Origin of the sequence: Arthrobacter sp. CAN_A214, from assembly GCF_015751955.1 — a bacterium.
Taxonomy (GTDB): Bacteria; Actinomycetota; Actinomycetes; order Actinomycetales; family Micrococcaceae; genus Arthrobacter_D.
Window position 1 is genome coordinate 66,686 of record NZ_JADOUU010000002.1, and the last position, 16,081, is coordinate 82,766.

Below are 16,081 nucleotides of genomic sequence, written 5' to 3' on the forward strand. Positions count from 1 at the left end.
AGGTGCTATTGGGGCTGATTCCCTGCTTGCCGGGCCCAAGTCTAGGGCAATTCGAAGCATATGTACTGAAAAGTTGAAAAAGGTGCTGTTGTTACTGGTGTGAATGCGAGGTTTTCGTATACTGTCATATTAATCGCACCCGCGAGAAAGAAAAACTAAGGTCTCCCGTCAAGCCCAAGGATCAATACCATGAAGAAAATTGCCGCAACAGTAATGTTGACTGCCCTGCTCGTAGCCGGTGGAGGATCCGCGGCATTTGCTGGCGAAAAGTCCTCGACCAAGACCACCTCGCCCACCGTTTCAAGCACCGACATCAACCGCTGGCCCTCCTAGGTCTTCAGGCTGTGGCCGCAATGCCGCCGTCTAACCCGAGTACAGCCAGCAGTACAGCCAGCACCACCTAGGCCGCGGACCTACACCTTCTGGGGAGGAAGGTCCGTGGCTTTTGTGCGCCCTGCGTTGCGGCCGCGGCGCGGCGCTGAATCCGGGAGGCACCGATTCCGCCTGCCACCGCAGCGGTGAGTTCCGTAGCAGTAATCCACCGCAGCGGTGAGCTCCGTAGCAGTGGCCGTGGCAGCCGCTACCGTGGCCTACCGCCGCAGCTGCGAGCCGCTACGGCGGTGAACCCATGCCCGGGTGCTGTGACCTGTAGCCTTGGCCCATGCGAATTGCGCGTTTTGTAGTCGATGACGATCCCATGTTCGGCGTAGTCGAGGGACCCAGCGGAAGCGAAGAAGTGGCGGTGATCAACGGTGATCCGTTCTACGCCGGTGTCCAGCTGACAGGGGCCCGCCATGCGCTGGAGGACGTGAGGCTCCTCGCACCAGTGATTCCGCGCAGCAAGGTGGTGGGAATCGGGCTCAATTACGCCGATCATGCCAGCGAGATGGGTTCGGCGACCCCGGCCGCTCCGCTGATGTTCCTCAAGCCGAATACCTCGGTCGTCGGCCCGGGTGACCCGGTGATGCTTCCGTCCTTTTCCGACCAGATCTCGTACGAGGCTGAACTGGCAGTGGTCATCGGGCGCATCTGCAAGGACGTTCCGCTCGAGCGCGTTGACGACGTCGTCTTCGGGTATACCTGCGCCAATGACCTCACGGCGCGGGACGTGCAGAAAACCGACAATCAGTGGGCGCGCGCCAAAGGCTTCGACACGTCCTGCCCCCTCGGGCCGTGGATCGTGACCGACCTCGATCCCGAGAACCTCAGCATCCGGGGGAGCCTCGACGGCGAGCTACGCCAGGACGGCTCGACGAGCGACATGATCTGGGGGGCGCGTGAGCTCGTGACCTACGTATCCCAGGCTTTCACGCTGCTGCCGGGCGACATCATCCTCACAGGGACGCCGGCGGGTGTCGGCCTGATCACCGACGGCCAGCGGTTCGACGTCGACATCGAGGGAATCGGCAGGCTTTCCAACCCTGTCCGGCGCTGAACGGAGCGTCCGTCCCGGCAATCCGCCCGGCGGCCGGCTACTAGACTTGCGTCATCATGACTACTGCAGCTGAGCTCCCCACTGTCACCGCCTCCACTCCCGTCCGCGTGCGTTTTTGCCCGTCGCCGACGGGAACCCCCCATGTGGGCCTGATCCGCACCGCCCTTTTCAACTGGGCCTACGCGCGGCATACGGGCGGGAAGCTGATCTTCCGGATCGAGGACACTGACGCACTGCGGGACAGCGAGGAAAGCTACGGGCAGCTGCTCGAAGCGATGAGATGGCTCGGCATCGACTGGGACGAGGGAGTAGAGGTCGGCGGACCCCACGCGCCGTACCGCCAGTCGCAGCGCGGCGACCTGTACTCCGATGTCATCGCCCGACTGGTCGAGGCGGGCCACCTGTACGAGTCGTTCTCCAGTCCCGAAGAGGTCGAGGAGCGCCATCATGCTGCCGGCCGTGACGTGAAGCTCGGCTACGACAACTTCGACCGGGACCTCACTTCCGAGCAACGCTCTGCGCTGCGCAGTGCGGGACGCGAGCCTGTCCTGCGGCTGCGCATGCCGGACGAGGACATCACCTTCAGCGACTTGGTGCGCGGCGAGATCACCTTCCGTGCCGGAAGTGTGCCCGATTTCGCCGTGGTCCGCGCCAACGGCGCACCCCTCTACACGCTGGTCAACCCCGTGGACGACGCCCTCATGGGCATCACCCACGTTTTGCGGGGGGAGGATCTGCTGTCCTCCACCCCACGGCAGGTGGCTCTCTACCGCGCGCTGATCGACATCGGTGTGGCCCGTTACATGCCGCTCTTCGGGCACCTCCCCTATGTTCTGGGGCAAGGGAACAAAAAGCTCTCGAAGCGGGATCCCGAGTCGAATCTCTTCCTCCACCGTGAGCGCGGGTTCGTTCGGGAAGGCCTGCTCAATTACCTCTCCCTCCTTGGCTGGAGCCTGTCCGCCGACGAGGACATCTTCACGGTGGACGAGCTGGTGGAGAAGTTCGACATCGCCGACGTCCTCGGGAACCCGGCCCGCTTCGACCTGAAGAAGGCCGAAGCCATCAACGGCACCCATGTGCGGCTCCTCGATCCGGCGGACTTCCGTACTCGCCTCGTTCCCTACCTCGTGGCCGCCGGGCTCGTGGGGGATCCCCTGGACCCCCGCGAAGCCGCGATCATCGCGGAGGCCGCACCCCTGATCCAGGAGCGCATCACCCTGCTCGGTGAGGCGCCTGAGATGCTCGGCTTCCTCTTCAAGCACGACGACGCCATCGACGTCGCCGATGACGCCCGGAAAGGTCTGCCCGCCAATCTCGGCGAGGTGCTCGACCGCGCTTCGGAAGCGCTCGAAAGCCTCGCCGCCTGGGATGCCGAGTCCATCCAGAGCGCACTCCGCGAGGCGCTCGTCGACAGGCTCGGCCTCAAGCCGAGGCTCGCCTTCGGCCCCGTCCGTACAGCGATCTCGGGACGGCGGATCTCGCCGCCGCTCTTCGAGTCGATGGTGATCCTCGGCCGCGAATCCTCCCTCGCGCGCATCCGGGCCTTCCGCGCCGCGTCCGGCGAGTAGGAAACGGCGGTGGAACCTATGGAGCCGATCAAGAACGACCATCCGGTGGGTGTCCTCTTCGACATCGATGACACCCTCGTGGACCTCGAAGGCGCGATGGGAGCCACGCTCCATGAGATCGCCGATGAAGGGTTGAGCCACCTCAGCGATGACGACTGGATCGAATACAAGCGGCTGTATGCGCGTGACCCGGAACGTCACTACGACAGCTTCCTGCAGGGGAGGGCTACCTTCACCGAGCAGCGTATTCGGCGCGCGGCCCACGCGCGTGCAAAGTTCACCTCGGTGCCCTTCGATGCCGAGGCCGCGGCAGGTTGGAACCGGGCGTACGAGTCCACCCTGCCGCGCCACTTCAAGGCCTACGACGACGTCGTCCCCCTGCTGGATGCGCTCGACGAGCGGGGTATCCCGTACGGCGTGATCAGCAATAACGTTCATGACTACCAGCGGGCGAAGCTGGACCGTGCGGAACTTTCCCGTATAGGAATCCTGGTCGGCATCGACGCGCTGGACGTGGCCAAACCGGACCCGGCGATCTTTCTGGAGGGCGTCCGGCTGCTGGGTACTCCGCCCGCCCGCACCCTCTATGTCGGGGACAACCCGGTTGTCGACGCGCACGGGGCTGACGCCGCAGGGCTGGTCGGTGTGTGGCTCGACCGGGCCGGCCTCGAAATGGAAAATGCCCCGCAGCGCCGGATCAGCACCCTGAGTGCCGTTTTGCAGTTCCTGCCACCTGTCCGGTAAAGTTGTTTCTCGGCGCGCAGCGGTTACGCGGTCGGGATCCTGCAGGCTGAGGGCTTCGAAAAGCGCTATTGGGGTATGGTGTAATTGGCAACACACTGGTTTCTGGTACCAACATTCTAGGTTCGAGTCCTGGTACCCCAGCGCAGGAAACTGCACAGCATCACCGAAGAAAAACAGGAAAAAACAGTAGTACAAATAGCAGGAAACAGTACTGGCCCCATCGTATAGCGGCCTAGTACGCTGCCCTCTCACGGCGGTAACGCGGGTTCGAATCCCGCTGGGGTCACCAACGTCCTGATGCAGGACACGAAGAAGGCGCTCCGGACAGTCGTCCGGGGCGCCTTTCGTTGTTCCGGGCAGCCATCAGCTGCAGTCACGGGAGGCGCCGCCTCTGCTGGCACAATGGAAAAATGAGCGCCGCCTTTCCTCCCGCCGAACTTTCCGGGCTGCCCGGACCGCCTGGGTTGCCTGAGCTCCCGGCATTCCTCGAAGAGGTACGGAATGCACTTGCGCACACCAGCTTCCCACTGGCGCTCGGCGGATCCTCCGAGGCGCGGGCCGCCGTCGCCGCCGCCGTTGCACAGCTGGACGACTACATCCTGCCGCGCCTCGCCGACGTCGACGCTCCGCTGCTCGCCGTGGTCGGGGGATCGACCGGAGCGGGGAAGTCGACGCTCGTCAACGCGCTCGTGGGCAGGCCCGTGACCCGTTCGGGCGCCGTCCGCCCCACTACGCGCCAGCCGATCCTGCTGCACCACCCGCTCGATGCCGGCTGGTTCTCCACCCAACGGGTGCTGCCTTCCCTGACCCGCGTCCAGGCAGCCGGCCAGGGACATTCCGGGCAGCAGGCCCCGCAGGTGCAACCCGCCCGAGCACAACCCGCGCCTCGACCCGCCCAGTCGGCTGGGCGCCCACCCCGCGGGAAACCTCCCTACCTGCCGGGTGAAAAACCGGGGCGCCCGCCCGGGCAGGGCGCTCTTCCGGGATCCACGGCAACCCTCCTGCTGCAGGCGGATGCGTCGATTCCACCCGGGCTGGCGATCCTCGATGCCCCGGATGTGGATTCGATCGATGACGAGAACCGGCGGCTCGCAGGCCAGTTGCTCGCCGCTGCAGACCTGTGGCTGTTCGTCACCACTGCGAATCGCTACGCGGACGCCGTGCCGTGGAAGCTTCTTGCCGAAGCGGCGCAGCGGGACATTCTGCTCGCTGTCGTCCTGGACCGTGTTCCGGACGGCGTGGAGGAAGAAGTCCGGGTGGACCTGCTGGCGCTGCTTGCCGCGAAGGAACTGGGGCACGCGCCCATCTTCGTGATACCGGAGGTACCGCTCGATTCCGCGGGCATGCTGCCTCCCGGACCCGTCGAGCCCGTGCGGCGATGGTTCCAGGCCCTGGCCGCCGACGCCGAGGGCCGCAGGGATATCGGACGGCGTACCCTCACCGGAGCTGTCCGGGCTCTCGGAGCCCGTATCGGCGACGTGGCCGATGCTGCCGGTGCCGAGCAGGCAGCGGGAGCGGACCTGCAGAACGCCGCCACGGCAGCCTTCGACACCGCGCTCTCCGCGATCCTCAAGTCGACCGAGGACGGAACACTGCTGCGCGGCGAAGTGCTCGCGCGCTGGCAGGACTTCGTCGGCACCGGCGAATTCATGCGCGGGGTCGAGACGAGGATCGGACGCCTGCGGGACAGGGCGGGATCGTTCTTCACCGGTAGACCCGCCCCGGCGGAGACGGTCACCGCAGCCATCGAAAGCGGGCTTCACTCGGTCATCGTCGAGGAGGCGGCGAAGGCAACGGAGGCCATCGAGGCACGATGGCGGGCCGACGACGCCGGCCGGACGCTCCTCGCCGGACATGCGCCGCACAACAGCAGCGAATTCTCGGCCCGCGCCGCCGCAGAGGTGAGGGAATGGCAGCAGGACCTGCTCGAACTGGTGCGGTCCGAGGGCAGCAGCAAGAGGTTCACAGCGCGCATGCTTTCCTTCGGCGTCAACGGAGTGGCCGTTGCCCTCATGGTCGTGGTCTTCGCCTCGACCGGCGGACTCACCGGGGGCGAGGTCGGAATCGCCGGAGGATCGGCGGTGGTGGGCCAGAAGCTTCTTGAGGCGGTTTTCGGCGACGACGCGGTCCGGCGGCTTGCGCGCACCGCCAGGGACAACCTGCGACGGCGGTGTGAGAGACTTCTGCGCACCGAGCAGGCGAAATTCGAAGCGCTGCTCCAGCCGCTTGCCGGGCAGACCCCACCCGACGTGCTGCGCGGCTACGCCAGTACGCTGGGAACACTGCAACTGGCCAAGGGACCCGAAGTCGACGACGGCGAAGGACGTGCCGCCGGTACGGAAGCGGTCGACCCCCAATGAACCGTTCCCGGAATGCCGAGCATCGCAGCACCCTCCAGCTACAGCTCGAAGCCCTCGACTCAGCCCGGAAGCTGGCTGCAGCACGCCTCGACGATGCCCGGCTCGAGAAACTCCAGGGCGTCCTCGACCGCGCAGGAAGCCGGCGCTCGCTGTCAGCCGATCACACCGTCGTCGGAGTGTTCGGCCCGACCGGGAGCGGGAAGTCCTCCCTGATCAACGCGCTCAGCGGAACCAGCCTCGCCCGTGTGGCGGCACGGCGCCCCACCACGTCGTCGCCGCTGGCCCTTGTCTGGGGTCCGGCCGGGAGCGCGGAGTTGCTGGACTGGCTTTCGGTGGAGGAGCGCCACGACATGCCGGCGGACTCCGCCCTGTCTGGCGAAGCGGGATTGATCCTGCTCGATCTGCCCGATTTCGATTCGACGGCGAGCGCGCACCGCCTGGTCGTGGAGCGCATGGCAGGTCAGGTGGACGTGCTCCTGTGGGTGGTCGATCCCCAGAAGTACGCCGATGCAGCGCTGCACCAGGGCTTCCTCGCGCCCCTGGCCTCCCATGAGGCCGTTACCCTGGTGGCGCTCAACCAGTCGGACCGTCTCGATCAATCCGGCCTGGCCGAGGTGACGGCGTCGTTGTCCGGCATTCTCGCCGCGGAAGGACTCGGTAGGGTATCCGTTTTCCCGGTCTCGGCGCGAACCGGAGCAGGTCTCGGTGCCCTCACTGCTGCCGTCCGGACCATTGTTACCCGGAAAGGTGTGTTCAACGAGCGCCTCGCCGCCGACGTCGCGGCTGCGGCGGCCGAACTCGTGGAGTTCACGGGCCCGGGTGACCTGGCCCTTCCCGGAGCGTCAGCACAAGCCGGTCTCGCCGAGGGCCTGGCCGATGCGGCAGGGGTGGGGGCAGTGGTCGACGCCGTCGTCGCTTCCCACCGGCGCGATGCCCACGCCGCCACCGGCTGGCCGGTGACCCGGTGGCTGAGTGCCCTGCGTCCCGATCCGCTGCGACGCTTGAACCTTCGCCGCACAGACCTTGACCCGATGCTGCGCCGTACCTCGCTGCCCACCGGAGAACCGGCCCAGCGCGCCAAGGTGGACCGCGCACTCCGCACCTATGCCGACACTGCCGCGGGATCCGCCGTCGAGCCCTGGCGCAGCTCCATCCGTAATGCCGCGAGAAGTTCGGTGCCGGGCCTGATGGACGGCCTCGACCAGGCTGTTGCGGGCACCGACCTCGCTACCGGCCGGCGATCCTGGTGGTGGCCGGTCGCGGGGGTGCTGCAGTGGGTCGCTTTCGCCGCGCTGGTTGCCGGCGCCGCCTGGCTCGGCCTTCTTGCCCTCGGCGGCTTCCTTCAGCTGCAGTTGCCCCAGACGCCCCGCGTGGAAGGTTTCCCGGTACCCACACTGTTGATTGTCGCCGGCGCCGGAGCAGGCATCCTGCTCGCGGTTCTTTCCGCCGTCCTCGCCCGGTTCGGGGCAATGCTGCGGGGACGAAGGGCACGACGTCGGCTCAGCGCGTCAGTCACGCAGGTGGCTGCGGACACGGTGGTGGAACCCGTCGCCGTCGAGATCTCCCGGTACAACGCCTTCCGGGCGGCAGTTGCGGCATCCACGCGCCAATCCTAGGAGGGCAGGACCGCTCCGGGTCGAGGCGTTGAACCGTCGCTTAGCGATTTCTACGCCGCCTGATTGGTACGCGTCGGACGGTTGTGTCCGGCGCAGACCCACTCGATGCCCTGGCTGGTGATCCGCTCGCGGAGAAGCTGCTCGGTCGTCCCAGCGACAGCCCTGTCACTGATGACCGGCCGGAGAATGAACTGGCGCAGCGTGCCGTCCTTGCGGACGGTGACGGAATCTCCGGTGAAAAGGACGGTGTTCCACTGGAAGGCGAAGTGCCCCGGGGTGTGGCCGGGCGTGGGGAAGTAGTCGAGCCCCTCGAAGATGCTGCCCGTACCGTCGAGTTCCTCCAGCTGGCCCGGATAGGGAATCGAAGTGAGCCGCTGCATCAGGCGCCGCACGGCGGTCGGCGGCGCCTGGTCCCCCCGGAGGATCGCGGCGTCGGCTCCGCCCAGCCATACCCGTGCACCGAGTTCCTGCTGCAGGCGGGCGACGGCCTGGACGTGGTCGAAGTCGTAGTGGGTGAGCGCGATGTCGGTGACACGGCCTACGCGGGCTTCGGAATCGCGCAACTCCTTCAGGACGGCGTCGTAGCCCGACGAAATTCCGGGGTCGATGACGGCAGCTCCGGCGCGTCCGGAGACGACGTAGCCGTTGGCGCCCTTCGAGTGCTCGAGCTGGTAGCAATTGTTGGCAATCAGGCGCATGGCGGGTGTCCTTCGGAAAGTGGTTGGTTTCGACGAGGGTCGATTCCTCATCGCGAACGTCCTTGCTCCGAATTTAGCCGATGTCCTTCCCGGAGAGGACCTTGGCCGCGAGTTGCTCTTCTCCAGCGGTATCCCACACCTCCTTGGCGGCACTGACGTTCAGGACGATGATGACGAGCCCGAGGAGGAGATCCGGCCACCCCGAGACCGTCCAGGCCGTCAGCACGCCCATGGCAATGATCGCGACATTGACGAGGACGTCGTTACGGGCGGAGAGGAACGCTGCCCTGGCCATCGAGCTGTTGGAGTGGCGGAAGCGCGCCAGCAGGAAGGAACACGTGAGATTCACGACGACGGCGCCCCCGGCCGTGATGATCAACGCAGCTGGATCCGGCGGTTCCGGATCGCCGAATTTGATGAACGCCTGCCATGCCGCGGCCAGTGCGGGAACCAGGATCACAAGAGCCATCGCCTTTCCTGCCAGGGCCTGCCGACGAAGAGACCACCCCAAGGCTACGAAGATCAGCAGGTTGATGGCCGTGTCCTCGAGGAAGTCGACGCTGTCGGCGAACAGGGCGACAGAGCCGATCGACAGGGCAACCGAGACCTCGACGAAGAAGTAGGCGAGGTTGAATGCGGCCACCAACAGGACGGCGGTGCGGAGCTGCCGTTCGAGGGAGGCGGTCATCCTCTCAACGCCGACGCCCTGAGCGCCCTGTTGTTCTCAGCGTCCAGTCGGTGAGGTGAAAGTGCAGGACTCGCGCTGCCCGGATGAGCTTCAGCACTTCCGGCACCACGATGCTCGTGGCCAGAGATCCGTGGTCGATGGCTTCGTACACACGGGGGATTCTGGCCGGTTCATGATCCTAGGGTAGGACCTCCGAGGACGGGCCGACAGTCTCTGGAACGACCTGCGGCCGGCGGCGGGAAGGAATCACTGGCCGAGGCCCATAGGGACGCCCGGGGGGTTACTTTTCGGGCTGCTTCGGACGATGATAGGCAGCAGGCTTACATTTCCACTCCGGGGTGGCAGGCATGGGATACCGATTTTTCGACCGGCGGGACGCAGGAAGGGAACTGGCAGGTTTCCTCGACGCGTGGAAGTCCGTATTCCCCCTTGTCCTCGGTCTTCCCCGTGGCGGTGTTCCGGTAGCGGCGGAGGTGGCGCACGCGCTTGAAGCTCCGCTGGATGTGGTGGTGGTGCGCAAGCTCGGGTTTCCGGGCCACCCGGAAACCGCCATGGCTGCACTGGCTTCGGCTGCCGGAACCACGAAGCTGGTGCAGAACCAGGACCTCATGATGGAACTCGATCGACTGAAGGATGGGCACCGCTTGTTCGACGAAACGCTGTCCCGGGAAACCAGTGAACTGGCCCGGCGCGAACGGGAGTACCGCGGCCTTCGCCCACCCCTGGTGGTTCGGGGACACACGGTGATCGTGGTCGACGACGGGCTCGCAACAGGTGCCACGATGCGCGCGGCGGTAGCCGCCCTGCGTGACCTGGCCCCCCAGCGGATCATCGCCGCGGCGCCCGTCGGAGCTCCGGCTGCCGTGGCGCAGCTGAAGAGCGTGACCGACGACGTCGTCTGCCCCTGGCAGCCGGAGAACTTCCGTGCGGTGGGCGCCGCATATGAGCACTTCGGGCAGACTGGCGATGAGGAGGTCCGCTCGCTCCTCACCGGTGCGCTCGCGTTCAGCAGTGCCAAGCCCGGAAAGGGAGGGACAGCATGAAGGATCCGACCGGCGTCCGGAACGCCGCCTTGCCGCTGAGGAGTGCGGCCGATCTCGAACCGCTGCTCGAACGGATCGGCGACGCCCGGTACGTGCTCATCGGCGAGGCATCCCACGGCACCCACGAGTTCTATGCCTGGCGGGCCGCACTGACCCGGCGGTTGATCGAGGAACACGGATTTTCCTTCGTTGCCGTCGAAGGCGACTGGCCGGACTGCTGGGATGTTCACCGTTCGGTGACTGCTGCATCAGGGGCGCCGGAGGACCCGGCCGAGGTCCTCGATGGCTTCGAGCGTTGGCCCACCTGGATGTGGGCCAACACCGACGTCGTCGACTTCACCCGGTGGCTGCGCTCGTACAACCGGGGTCTCGAACCGGGCCGGCGAGCGGGTTTCTACGGACTCGACGTCTACAGCCTGTGGGACTCGCTGCGCTCCACCCTCGAGTACCTCGAAGCACACCAACCTGAATCCGTGGAAACGGCGCTCGAGGCATTCCGCTGTTTCGAACCCTTCGCAGAGGATGCGCAGTCCTATGCCCGCTCAACCCAATGGGTACCGTCCGGCGGCGAGAAGGAAGTGGTGGATCTTCTGGGGAAGATGAGCTCTGCCGAACCCGCGGGCGGCAGCGGGCGTGATGCCCAGTTCAACGCCGAACGAAACGCCCGCTCAGCCGCGGGCGCCGAGGCCTACTACCGGGCGATGGTCCAGGGCGGGCCGGAGTCGTGGAACATCCGCGACCGCCACATGGCCGAGACCCTGGAACCGCTGCATAAAGGGAGAGCTTCGTGAGAATCACCGACACCTCTGATCTGTGGTGGAAGAACGCTGTGGTGTACTGCCTCGACGTGGAGACCTTCTTCGACTCCGACGGCGATGGAGTGGGCGACTTCGCGGGCCTCGCCCAGCGGGTGGACTACCTGGCCGAGCTCGGTGTCACCTGCATCTGGCTGATGCCCTTCTACCCGACGCCGGACCGGGACGACGGCTACGACATCACCGATTTCTACGGCGTGGACGAGCGGCTCGGAACCCACGGTGACGTGGTGGAATTCCTACGGACGGCCAAGGACAGGGGTATCCGGATCATCGCCGACCTCGTGGTCAACCACACCTCCGATTCCCACCCGTGGTTCGAATCGGCCCGCAAGTCCACGGACAGTCCCTACCGCGACTTCTACGTCTGGCGCTCGGACACGCCGCCCGATACCTCGAAGGAAGTCGCCTTCCCGGATCAGGAGGACGCAATCTGGACCCTGGAGGAAACCACCGGTGAGTGGTACCAGCACCGGTTCTACAAGCATCAACCCGACCTCAACGTCGCCAACCCGAAGGTCCGGGATGAAATCGCGAAGGCGATGGGCTTCTGGCTGCAGATGGGCGTCGATGGCTTCCGGGTGGACGCCGTCCCTTATTTCCTCGAAACAACCGGAACCCAGGCCGACGAGTTGCCGGATCCGCACGAGTTCCTCAAGGACGTGCGGCGGTTCCTCAACCGCCGTAACGGGCAGGCGATCCTCCTCGGCGAGGTGAACCTGCAGTACGAGGAGCAGTACAAGTTCCTCGGTGGGGAAAACGCTGACGAGCTGACCATGATGTTCGACTTCATCGTCATGCAGGCGATGTACCTGTCGCTCGCCAGGCAGGATGCATCACCCCTGGCGAAAGCGTTGGACAGCAGACCGGCGATCAACCCGGACAATCAGTGGGCGATGTTCGTCCGGAACCATGACGAACTGACGCTGGACAAGCTCTCAGCCGAAGAACGGCAGGAGGTTTTCGCGGCCTTCGGCCCGGAGGAACGGATGCAGGTCTTCGGCAGGGGACTCAAGCGGCGGCTGCCGCCGATGCTCGACGGCGATGCGCAGCGCGTGCGGATGGTCTATTCGCTGCTGTTTTCGCTGCCCGGGACGCCGGTGCTGTTCTACGGCGAAGAGATCGGAATGGGTGAGAACCTGGACGCCGACGGGCGTATGGCGGTCCGGACGCCCATGCAGTGGACCGACGGGCGGAACGGCGGCTTCTCCACAGCCGATGAGGCCGAGCTGGTGTCGCCGGTAATCACCGGCGAATACGGGGTGGAATGCGTGAACGCCGCCCGGTCCCGGCGCGACCCGGAATCGCTCCTGAATTTCATGGCCAAGCTGATCCGCCGCTACCGTGAGTGCCCGGAGCTCGGCTGGGGTCGGTTCGACATCCTGGTGCAGCCGGTTCCCTCGGTGTTGGCCCACCGCTGCACCTGGGAAGCAGCGACCATCATACTGGTGCATAATCTGGGGTCGGAATCGGTTTCGGTGAGCCTCGATCTCACACCGGTCGATCACGCCCCCGATGAGCAGCCCACCGACCTCCGCAACCTGGTCCTCCTTGACCTGCTCGGCGGTAGCGAACCCCGTGTCTCGGATCAGGGTGTACTCGACCTCGAGCTTCAGGGTTATGACTACCGCTGGCTGCGGATCCCACACCCCGACGACCGCCGGCTGCCCTGACGCTGGCATTTAGCCGCCGCTCTGGTTCGCCAGGCAGGGAACGACATGCCACTTAGTGAACGAGCCAGACGGTCAACCGAGCGGGGGGACTGCCCACGTATTAGCAGCCGGGTGTCCGGCGGTGAAAGGGCCGGCACCCGTCCCGAAATGGGTGATGCTGTGTAGGCCGCCGGGGCCGGCGAAGACGGGTGACGAGGCCGGTAGGACCGGCGAGGTCAGTTGTCGAAGTGGGTTTCGGGGGGCTGTTGGCCCACGGAGGCCAGGACCTGGGTGGCGACGTCGCGCAGTTTGGTGTTGCGGGCGCTGGAGGCGGCTTTAAGGATGGTCATTGCGGCGTCGTGGCTGCACCGGTTCTGGCCCATGATGATTCCGGCGGCGAGGTCGATCGTGGTGCGGGAGGTCATGGCTGATCGGAGGTTGTCGCTCGTTTCGGTCAGTTGGGCGATACGGACCGCCAGGCGCAGGGACGCGGAGGCTTCGCGGGCGAAGGTTTCAGCGGTGAGCACCGCATCGTCGGGGAAAGCGCGGGGTGTGGTGGCGTAGAGGTTCAGGGCGCAGTTCGCGTCACCATTCAACGGAATCGGGACCCCGAGGATGGAGCGGATCCCGTGCTCGGCGATAGCGTCCTGATACTCCGGCCAGCGCTGGTCTTCATGGGTGTCCGGCACGTGGGTGATTTGGCGGGTGCGGGCCGCGGTCAGGCAGGGTCCATCACCGAAGGAGTATTGTAGCTCGTCAAGTTTCTTGGCCTATTCGCTGCTGCTGGCGACTGTTTCGGCTTTTCGGGGCCGCAGCAGGGTGACGCCGCACAGGACATCATTGCCGGGTGAGGACAGTCGTGCGACGGCCAGTCCGGCGAGGCCGTCGAGGAATTTTTCGACGTCGCCGCTGTCCAGGACCAGGTCCTGCAGGGTGCCGGCCGTCGACTCGGAGGCAGAGGCAGAGGCAGGGACAGAGACGGCGTTGGGTGTTGGGGTGGTGCCGGAAGTCATGGGGGAGGCCCGTCGGTTGGTGTGCCTCACACTGCCGTACCGTCAGGATCGGTGATACGGCAGCGGAAGACATCCGCGCCGCCCTCTGCTAGATGGCACCCACCTACCGTACGCGCCTTCTGCCGAAGTGTCGGCCGTCCCTCCCTGCCACGCCTGATTCGCGGGGTTCCCTGAGGGGAACCCGGCGGGTGGACCTATTCCGAGGAGGACGCTTTGGTGAGGGTGGGGACTTCGCCGGTGGCGACGAGCCGTTCCGCGATGTCGTGCAGTTTGACGTTGGACCGGGAGCTTGCGTGATTCAGGATGCTGGAGGCCTGATCGGCGGTGATCTTGTGGCGTTCCATCAGAATTCCTTTCGCCTGGCCGATGAGGTCCCTTGACTGCAGCGCCGCTTCGAGCTGTTCTGTTTTGACGGCTTCGGCATAACCGATGGCGGCGTGCGCTGCAACGAGCAGGCCCACATGTTCGGATTCATCAGTGAACGCGTTGACGCGCGTGGAATACAGGTTCAGGGCCCCCAGGTTGTCGCCCTCGACGTAGAGCTGAAAGCACAGCATGCTGCCGGCTCCTGTGTCGGCCGCCAGGGTGGAGAAGTTCGGCCACCGGGGCTCGTTGCGCATATCCGGTACCCGGACGGTTTGCTGTTCGTAGATCGCATCCAGGCACGGGCCTTCGTTGGCCTCGTTCTGAAGGACATCAAGCCGGGCGGCAGTCTGGCTGGATGGTGCCCTGGACAGGACTTGCCTGCGTCCCTTGACGGCGCTGATCGATCCTTCCTCCACCCCGGGAATCAGGTTGATCGCGGCACCGACGATTTTCTGCAGGATCCCGTCAGGATCAGTTTCCTTCTGCAGGTCCCGCGCCAGTTCGCCCAGTTGCAGAGCAAGGGCGTCCCGGGGCGAGAAGAGGCCATGATCCTGGACCGACGGTTCACCCTGCCCGCTTGCATACTGATCAACCACAACAATCACCCCTGTCTACGGACGAAACGATCTTGGCGCGAGCCTCACCGGAAGCGGCGAGGTCGTGGCGTCGCACACCGGCACGAGCCAGCTGCGAGAACATTCCTACGGTAGCTGGTAGCTGGTAGCTGGTAGCCGGTAGCCGGTAGCCGGTAGCCGGTAGCCGAGGTAGCCTACGCCCTGGTCAGGACTCGAATGACGCCCGGACCTTCTGCAGCGTACGCAGGTTGCGCGTGGTGCAGACCGGTTTGTACTTGTGTCCCAGCGCCAGCCTGCCCGCCGCGCTGTCGAGGGTTCCGCCCACGGGTGCCTGCCAGGCCACCGCGTCAGCACCGAGGACGACGGCGTCGGCACCGGCCGCTTCTGCCTCGGCCACCCAGGCCAGCAGCGCTTCCGCGTCGGAGAACAGGGTGGCATACGACTGCATTCCTGCATCGTCGGCGGAATACGGCCACGCGTCGATGAGTTGCCCGAGGCGCTCACGGTCAACCACCACCACCCAGGCGTCATAGCCGAACGCGGCAGCGAGGCATTCCTCCACCTGGAACTTCAGCGCCGCGGCACGCAGGGTGCTCTGCAGCACCACATTCCCCGAAGCCAGCAGCGTTCTCACATTGGTGACCGGAAGCACGGCGAGCTCACGCCTCACATCCGCCATCCTCATTGGGGCTCCTGCAACATTGACGCCTCGCAGGAAGACGGCGTAGTCGCAGGCGTCGCCGTCGGGCGTGTTCACGCTACGGTGCCGTGCTTTCAGCACCCTTGCTGACGGCCATGGTGAGCTGCCGCGCCGCGTTCGCCACCACTTCTGCGTGGATGCGGCCGGGCTGGCGCGTGAGGCGCTCCATGGGACCGGAAATCGATACCGCGGCGATGACCCGGCCGGACGGACCGCGGACCGGCGCCGACACCGAGGCGACACCGGCTTCGCGTTCACCCAGGCTCTGGGCCCAACCCCGGCGTCGTACTCCGGCAAGGACCGTCGGGGTGAAACGGGCGTTCTGGAGTCCCATGAGCAGGCGGTCGTGATCCTCCCAGGCGAGCAGACACTGGGCGGCTGAACCGGCTCTCATGGACAGCTGGGTACCGACGGGAATGGTGTCCCGGAGCCCTACGGGCCGTTCGGCGGAAGCGACGCAGACCCGCCAGTCGCCCTGCCGTCGAAACAGTTGGGCACTCTCTCCGGTAGCATCCCGAAGATTGAGCAGCACCGGGCCGGCGGAGGCGATGAGCCGATCCTCCCCGGCGGCGGAGGCGAGTTCCACGAGGCGGCTCCCCAGGACGAAGCGGCCCTGCATATCCCGTCCCACCAGCCGGTGATGGACCAGGGCCAGGGCCAGCCGGTGCACCGTGGGGCGGGCCAGACCCGTCGAGGAGACGAGTTGGGCCAGCGTAGTAGGGCCGGCCTCCAGCGCGTCGAGCACCATTGCCGCTTTATCAATGACCCCGACACCGCTAGAATTGTCCATAAGATGATATTGCCGTCT

General features: G+C 65.9%; 17 protein-coding genes, 2 tRNA genes and 1 pseudogene. 11 read left to right on the forward strand and 9 right to left on the reverse strand.

Features of this window, described 5'->3' with window-relative positions; genetic code table 11:
* Positions 1 to 189: 189 nt before the first annotated feature.
* From IWX65_RS02155 to IWX65_RS02190, 8 genes are all read left to right on the forward strand, one after another.
* A complete protein-coding gene (locus IWX65_RS02155; RefSeq protein WP_196880832.1) occupies positions 190 to 333 on the forward strand; it encodes a hypothetical protein in 144 nt (47 codons plus the stop codon).
* A gap of 328 nt (positions 334 to 661) precedes the next feature.
* A complete protein-coding gene (locus tag IWX65_RS02160) occupies positions 662 to 1,435 on the forward strand; it encodes a fumarylacetoacetate hydrolase family protein (protein WP_196880833.1) in 774 nt (257 codons plus the stop codon).
* A 56-nt stretch (positions 1,436 to 1,491) separates the two neighbouring features.
* A complete protein-coding gene (gene gltX, locus IWX65_RS02165; protein ID WP_196880834.1) occupies positions 1,492 to 3,003 on the forward strand; it encodes a glutamate--tRNA ligase in 1,512 nt (503 codons plus the stop codon).
* Positions 3,004 to 3,021: 18 nt separating this feature from the next.
* On the forward strand, positions 3,022 to 3,747 hold the full coding sequence (locus IWX65_RS02170) for an HAD family hydrolase (RefSeq protein ID WP_196881072.1): 726 nt from the start codon (positions 3,022 to 3,024) through the stop codon (positions 3,745 to 3,747).
* 69 nt (positions 3,748 to 3,816) lie between these two features.
* A tRNA-Gln gene (locus IWX65_RS02175) sits at positions 3,817 to 3,888 on the forward strand.
* A 72-nt stretch (positions 3,889 to 3,960) separates the two neighbouring features.
* Positions 3,961 to 4,036: transfer RNA gene (locus IWX65_RS02180), tRNA-Glu, on the forward strand.
* Between the two features lie 121 nt (positions 4,037 to 4,157).
* On the forward strand, positions 4,158 to 6,107 hold the full coding sequence (locus IWX65_RS02185; protein ID WP_196880835.1) for a dynamin family protein: 1,950 nt from the start codon (positions 4,158 to 4,160) through the stop codon (positions 6,105 to 6,107).
* Positions 6,104 to 7,723: a GTPase gene (locus tag IWX65_RS02190; protein ID WP_196880836.1), complete on the forward strand. Its 1,620-nt coding sequence runs from the start codon at positions 6,104 to 6,106 to the stop codon at positions 7,721 to 7,723. Before IWX65_RS02185 ends, IWX65_RS02190 begins: the two co-directional genes overlap by 4 nt.
* Positions 7,724 to 7,773: 50 nt before the next feature.
* Here IWX65_RS02190 and IWX65_RS02195 read toward each other — a convergent pair whose 3' ends face one another.
* The 3 genes from IWX65_RS02195 to IWX65_RS02205 all read right to left on the reverse strand — a co-directional run bounded on the left by IWX65_RS02195 (position 7,774) and on the right by IWX65_RS02205 (position 9,260).
* Positions 7,774 to 8,421 (reverse strand): MBL fold metallo-hydrolase, encoded by a 648-nt coding sequence (locus IWX65_RS02195; RefSeq protein WP_196880837.1) that lies wholly within the window; start codon positions 8,419 to 8,421, stop codon positions 7,774 to 7,776.
* Positions 8,422 to 8,494: 73 nt separating this feature from the next.
* Positions 8,495 to 9,109 (reverse strand): cation transporter, encoded by a 615-nt coding sequence (locus tag IWX65_RS02200; RefSeq protein ID WP_196880838.1) that lies wholly within the window; start codon positions 9,107 to 9,109, stop codon positions 8,495 to 8,497.
* A 4-nt stretch (positions 9,110 to 9,113) separates the two neighbouring features.
* On the reverse strand, positions 9,114 to 9,260 hold the full coding sequence (locus tag IWX65_RS02205; RefSeq protein WP_196880839.1) for a hypothetical protein: 147 nt from the start codon (positions 9,258 to 9,260) through the stop codon (positions 9,114 to 9,116).
* Positions 9,261 to 9,456: 196 nt separating this feature from the next.
* On the opposite strand from IWX65_RS02205, the gene IWX65_RS02210 reads away from it, so the two are divergent.
* Genes IWX65_RS02210 through IWX65_RS02220 form a run of 3 tightly spaced genes read left to right on the forward strand, consistent with a single transcriptional unit; the run spans position 9,457 to position 12,640 of the window.
* Positions 9,457 to 10,152 (forward strand): phosphoribosyltransferase, encoded by a 696-nt coding sequence (locus IWX65_RS02210; RefSeq protein WP_196880840.1) that lies wholly within the window; start codon positions 9,457 to 9,459, stop codon positions 10,150 to 10,152.
* Positions 10,149 to 10,943 carry an erythromycin esterase family protein gene (locus IWX65_RS02215; RefSeq protein WP_196880841.1) on the forward strand — a complete coding sequence of 265 codons (795 nt, stop codon included), beginning with the start codon at positions 10,149 to 10,151 and terminating at the stop codon, positions 10,941 to 10,943. Before IWX65_RS02210 ends, IWX65_RS02215 begins: the two co-directional genes overlap by 4 nt.
* Entirely contained in the window at positions 10,940 to 12,640 is a 1,701-nt protein-coding gene (locus IWX65_RS02220; RefSeq protein WP_196880842.1) for an alpha-amylase family protein, read from the forward strand. The genes IWX65_RS02215 and IWX65_RS02220 overlap by 4 nt, the downstream gene beginning before the upstream one ends.
* A 215-nt stretch (positions 12,641 to 12,855) precedes the next feature.
* Here the strand turns inward: IWX65_RS02220 and IWX65_RS17650 are convergent, their stop codons facing one another.
* The 6 genes and pseudogenes from IWX65_RS17650 to IWX65_RS02240 all read right to left on the reverse strand — a co-directional run bounded on the left by IWX65_RS17650 (position 12,856) and on the right by IWX65_RS02240 (position 16,063).
* Positions 12,856 to 13,104, reverse strand: a complete 249-nt coding sequence (locus IWX65_RS17650; protein WP_334683616.1) for an ANTAR domain-containing protein — start codon at positions 13,102 to 13,104, stop codon at positions 12,856 to 12,858.
* Positions 13,105 to 13,113: 9 nt separating this feature from the next.
* Positions 13,114 to 13,365: pseudogene (locus tag IWX65_RS17655) on the reverse strand (GAF domain-containing protein); the annotation flags it as partial.
* Positions 13,366 to 13,389: 24 nt separating this feature from the next.
* The gene (locus tag IWX65_RS17660; protein ID WP_334683596.1) at positions 13,390 to 13,632 is read right to left on the reverse strand and encodes a hypothetical protein; all 243 of its coding nucleotides are present in this window, start codon (positions 13,630 to 13,632) and stop codon (positions 13,390 to 13,392) included.
* A gap of 194 nt (positions 13,633 to 13,826) precedes the next feature.
* Positions 13,827 to 14,594 (reverse strand): GAF and ANTAR domain-containing protein, encoded by a 768-nt coding sequence (locus IWX65_RS02230; RefSeq protein WP_196880843.1) that lies wholly within the window; start codon positions 14,592 to 14,594, stop codon positions 13,827 to 13,829.
* 184 nt (positions 14,595 to 14,778) lie between these two features.
* A complete protein-coding gene (locus IWX65_RS02235) occupies positions 14,779 to 15,330 on the reverse strand; it encodes a DUF1697 domain-containing protein (protein WP_334683597.1) in 552 nt (183 codons plus the stop codon).
* A 1-nt stretch (position 15,331) separates the two neighbouring features.
* A complete protein-coding gene (locus IWX65_RS02240) occupies positions 15,332 to 16,063 on the reverse strand; it encodes an IclR family transcriptional regulator (protein ID WP_196880844.1) in 732 nt (243 codons plus the stop codon).
* Between the last annotated feature and the right edge of the window lie 18 nt (positions 16,064 to 16,081).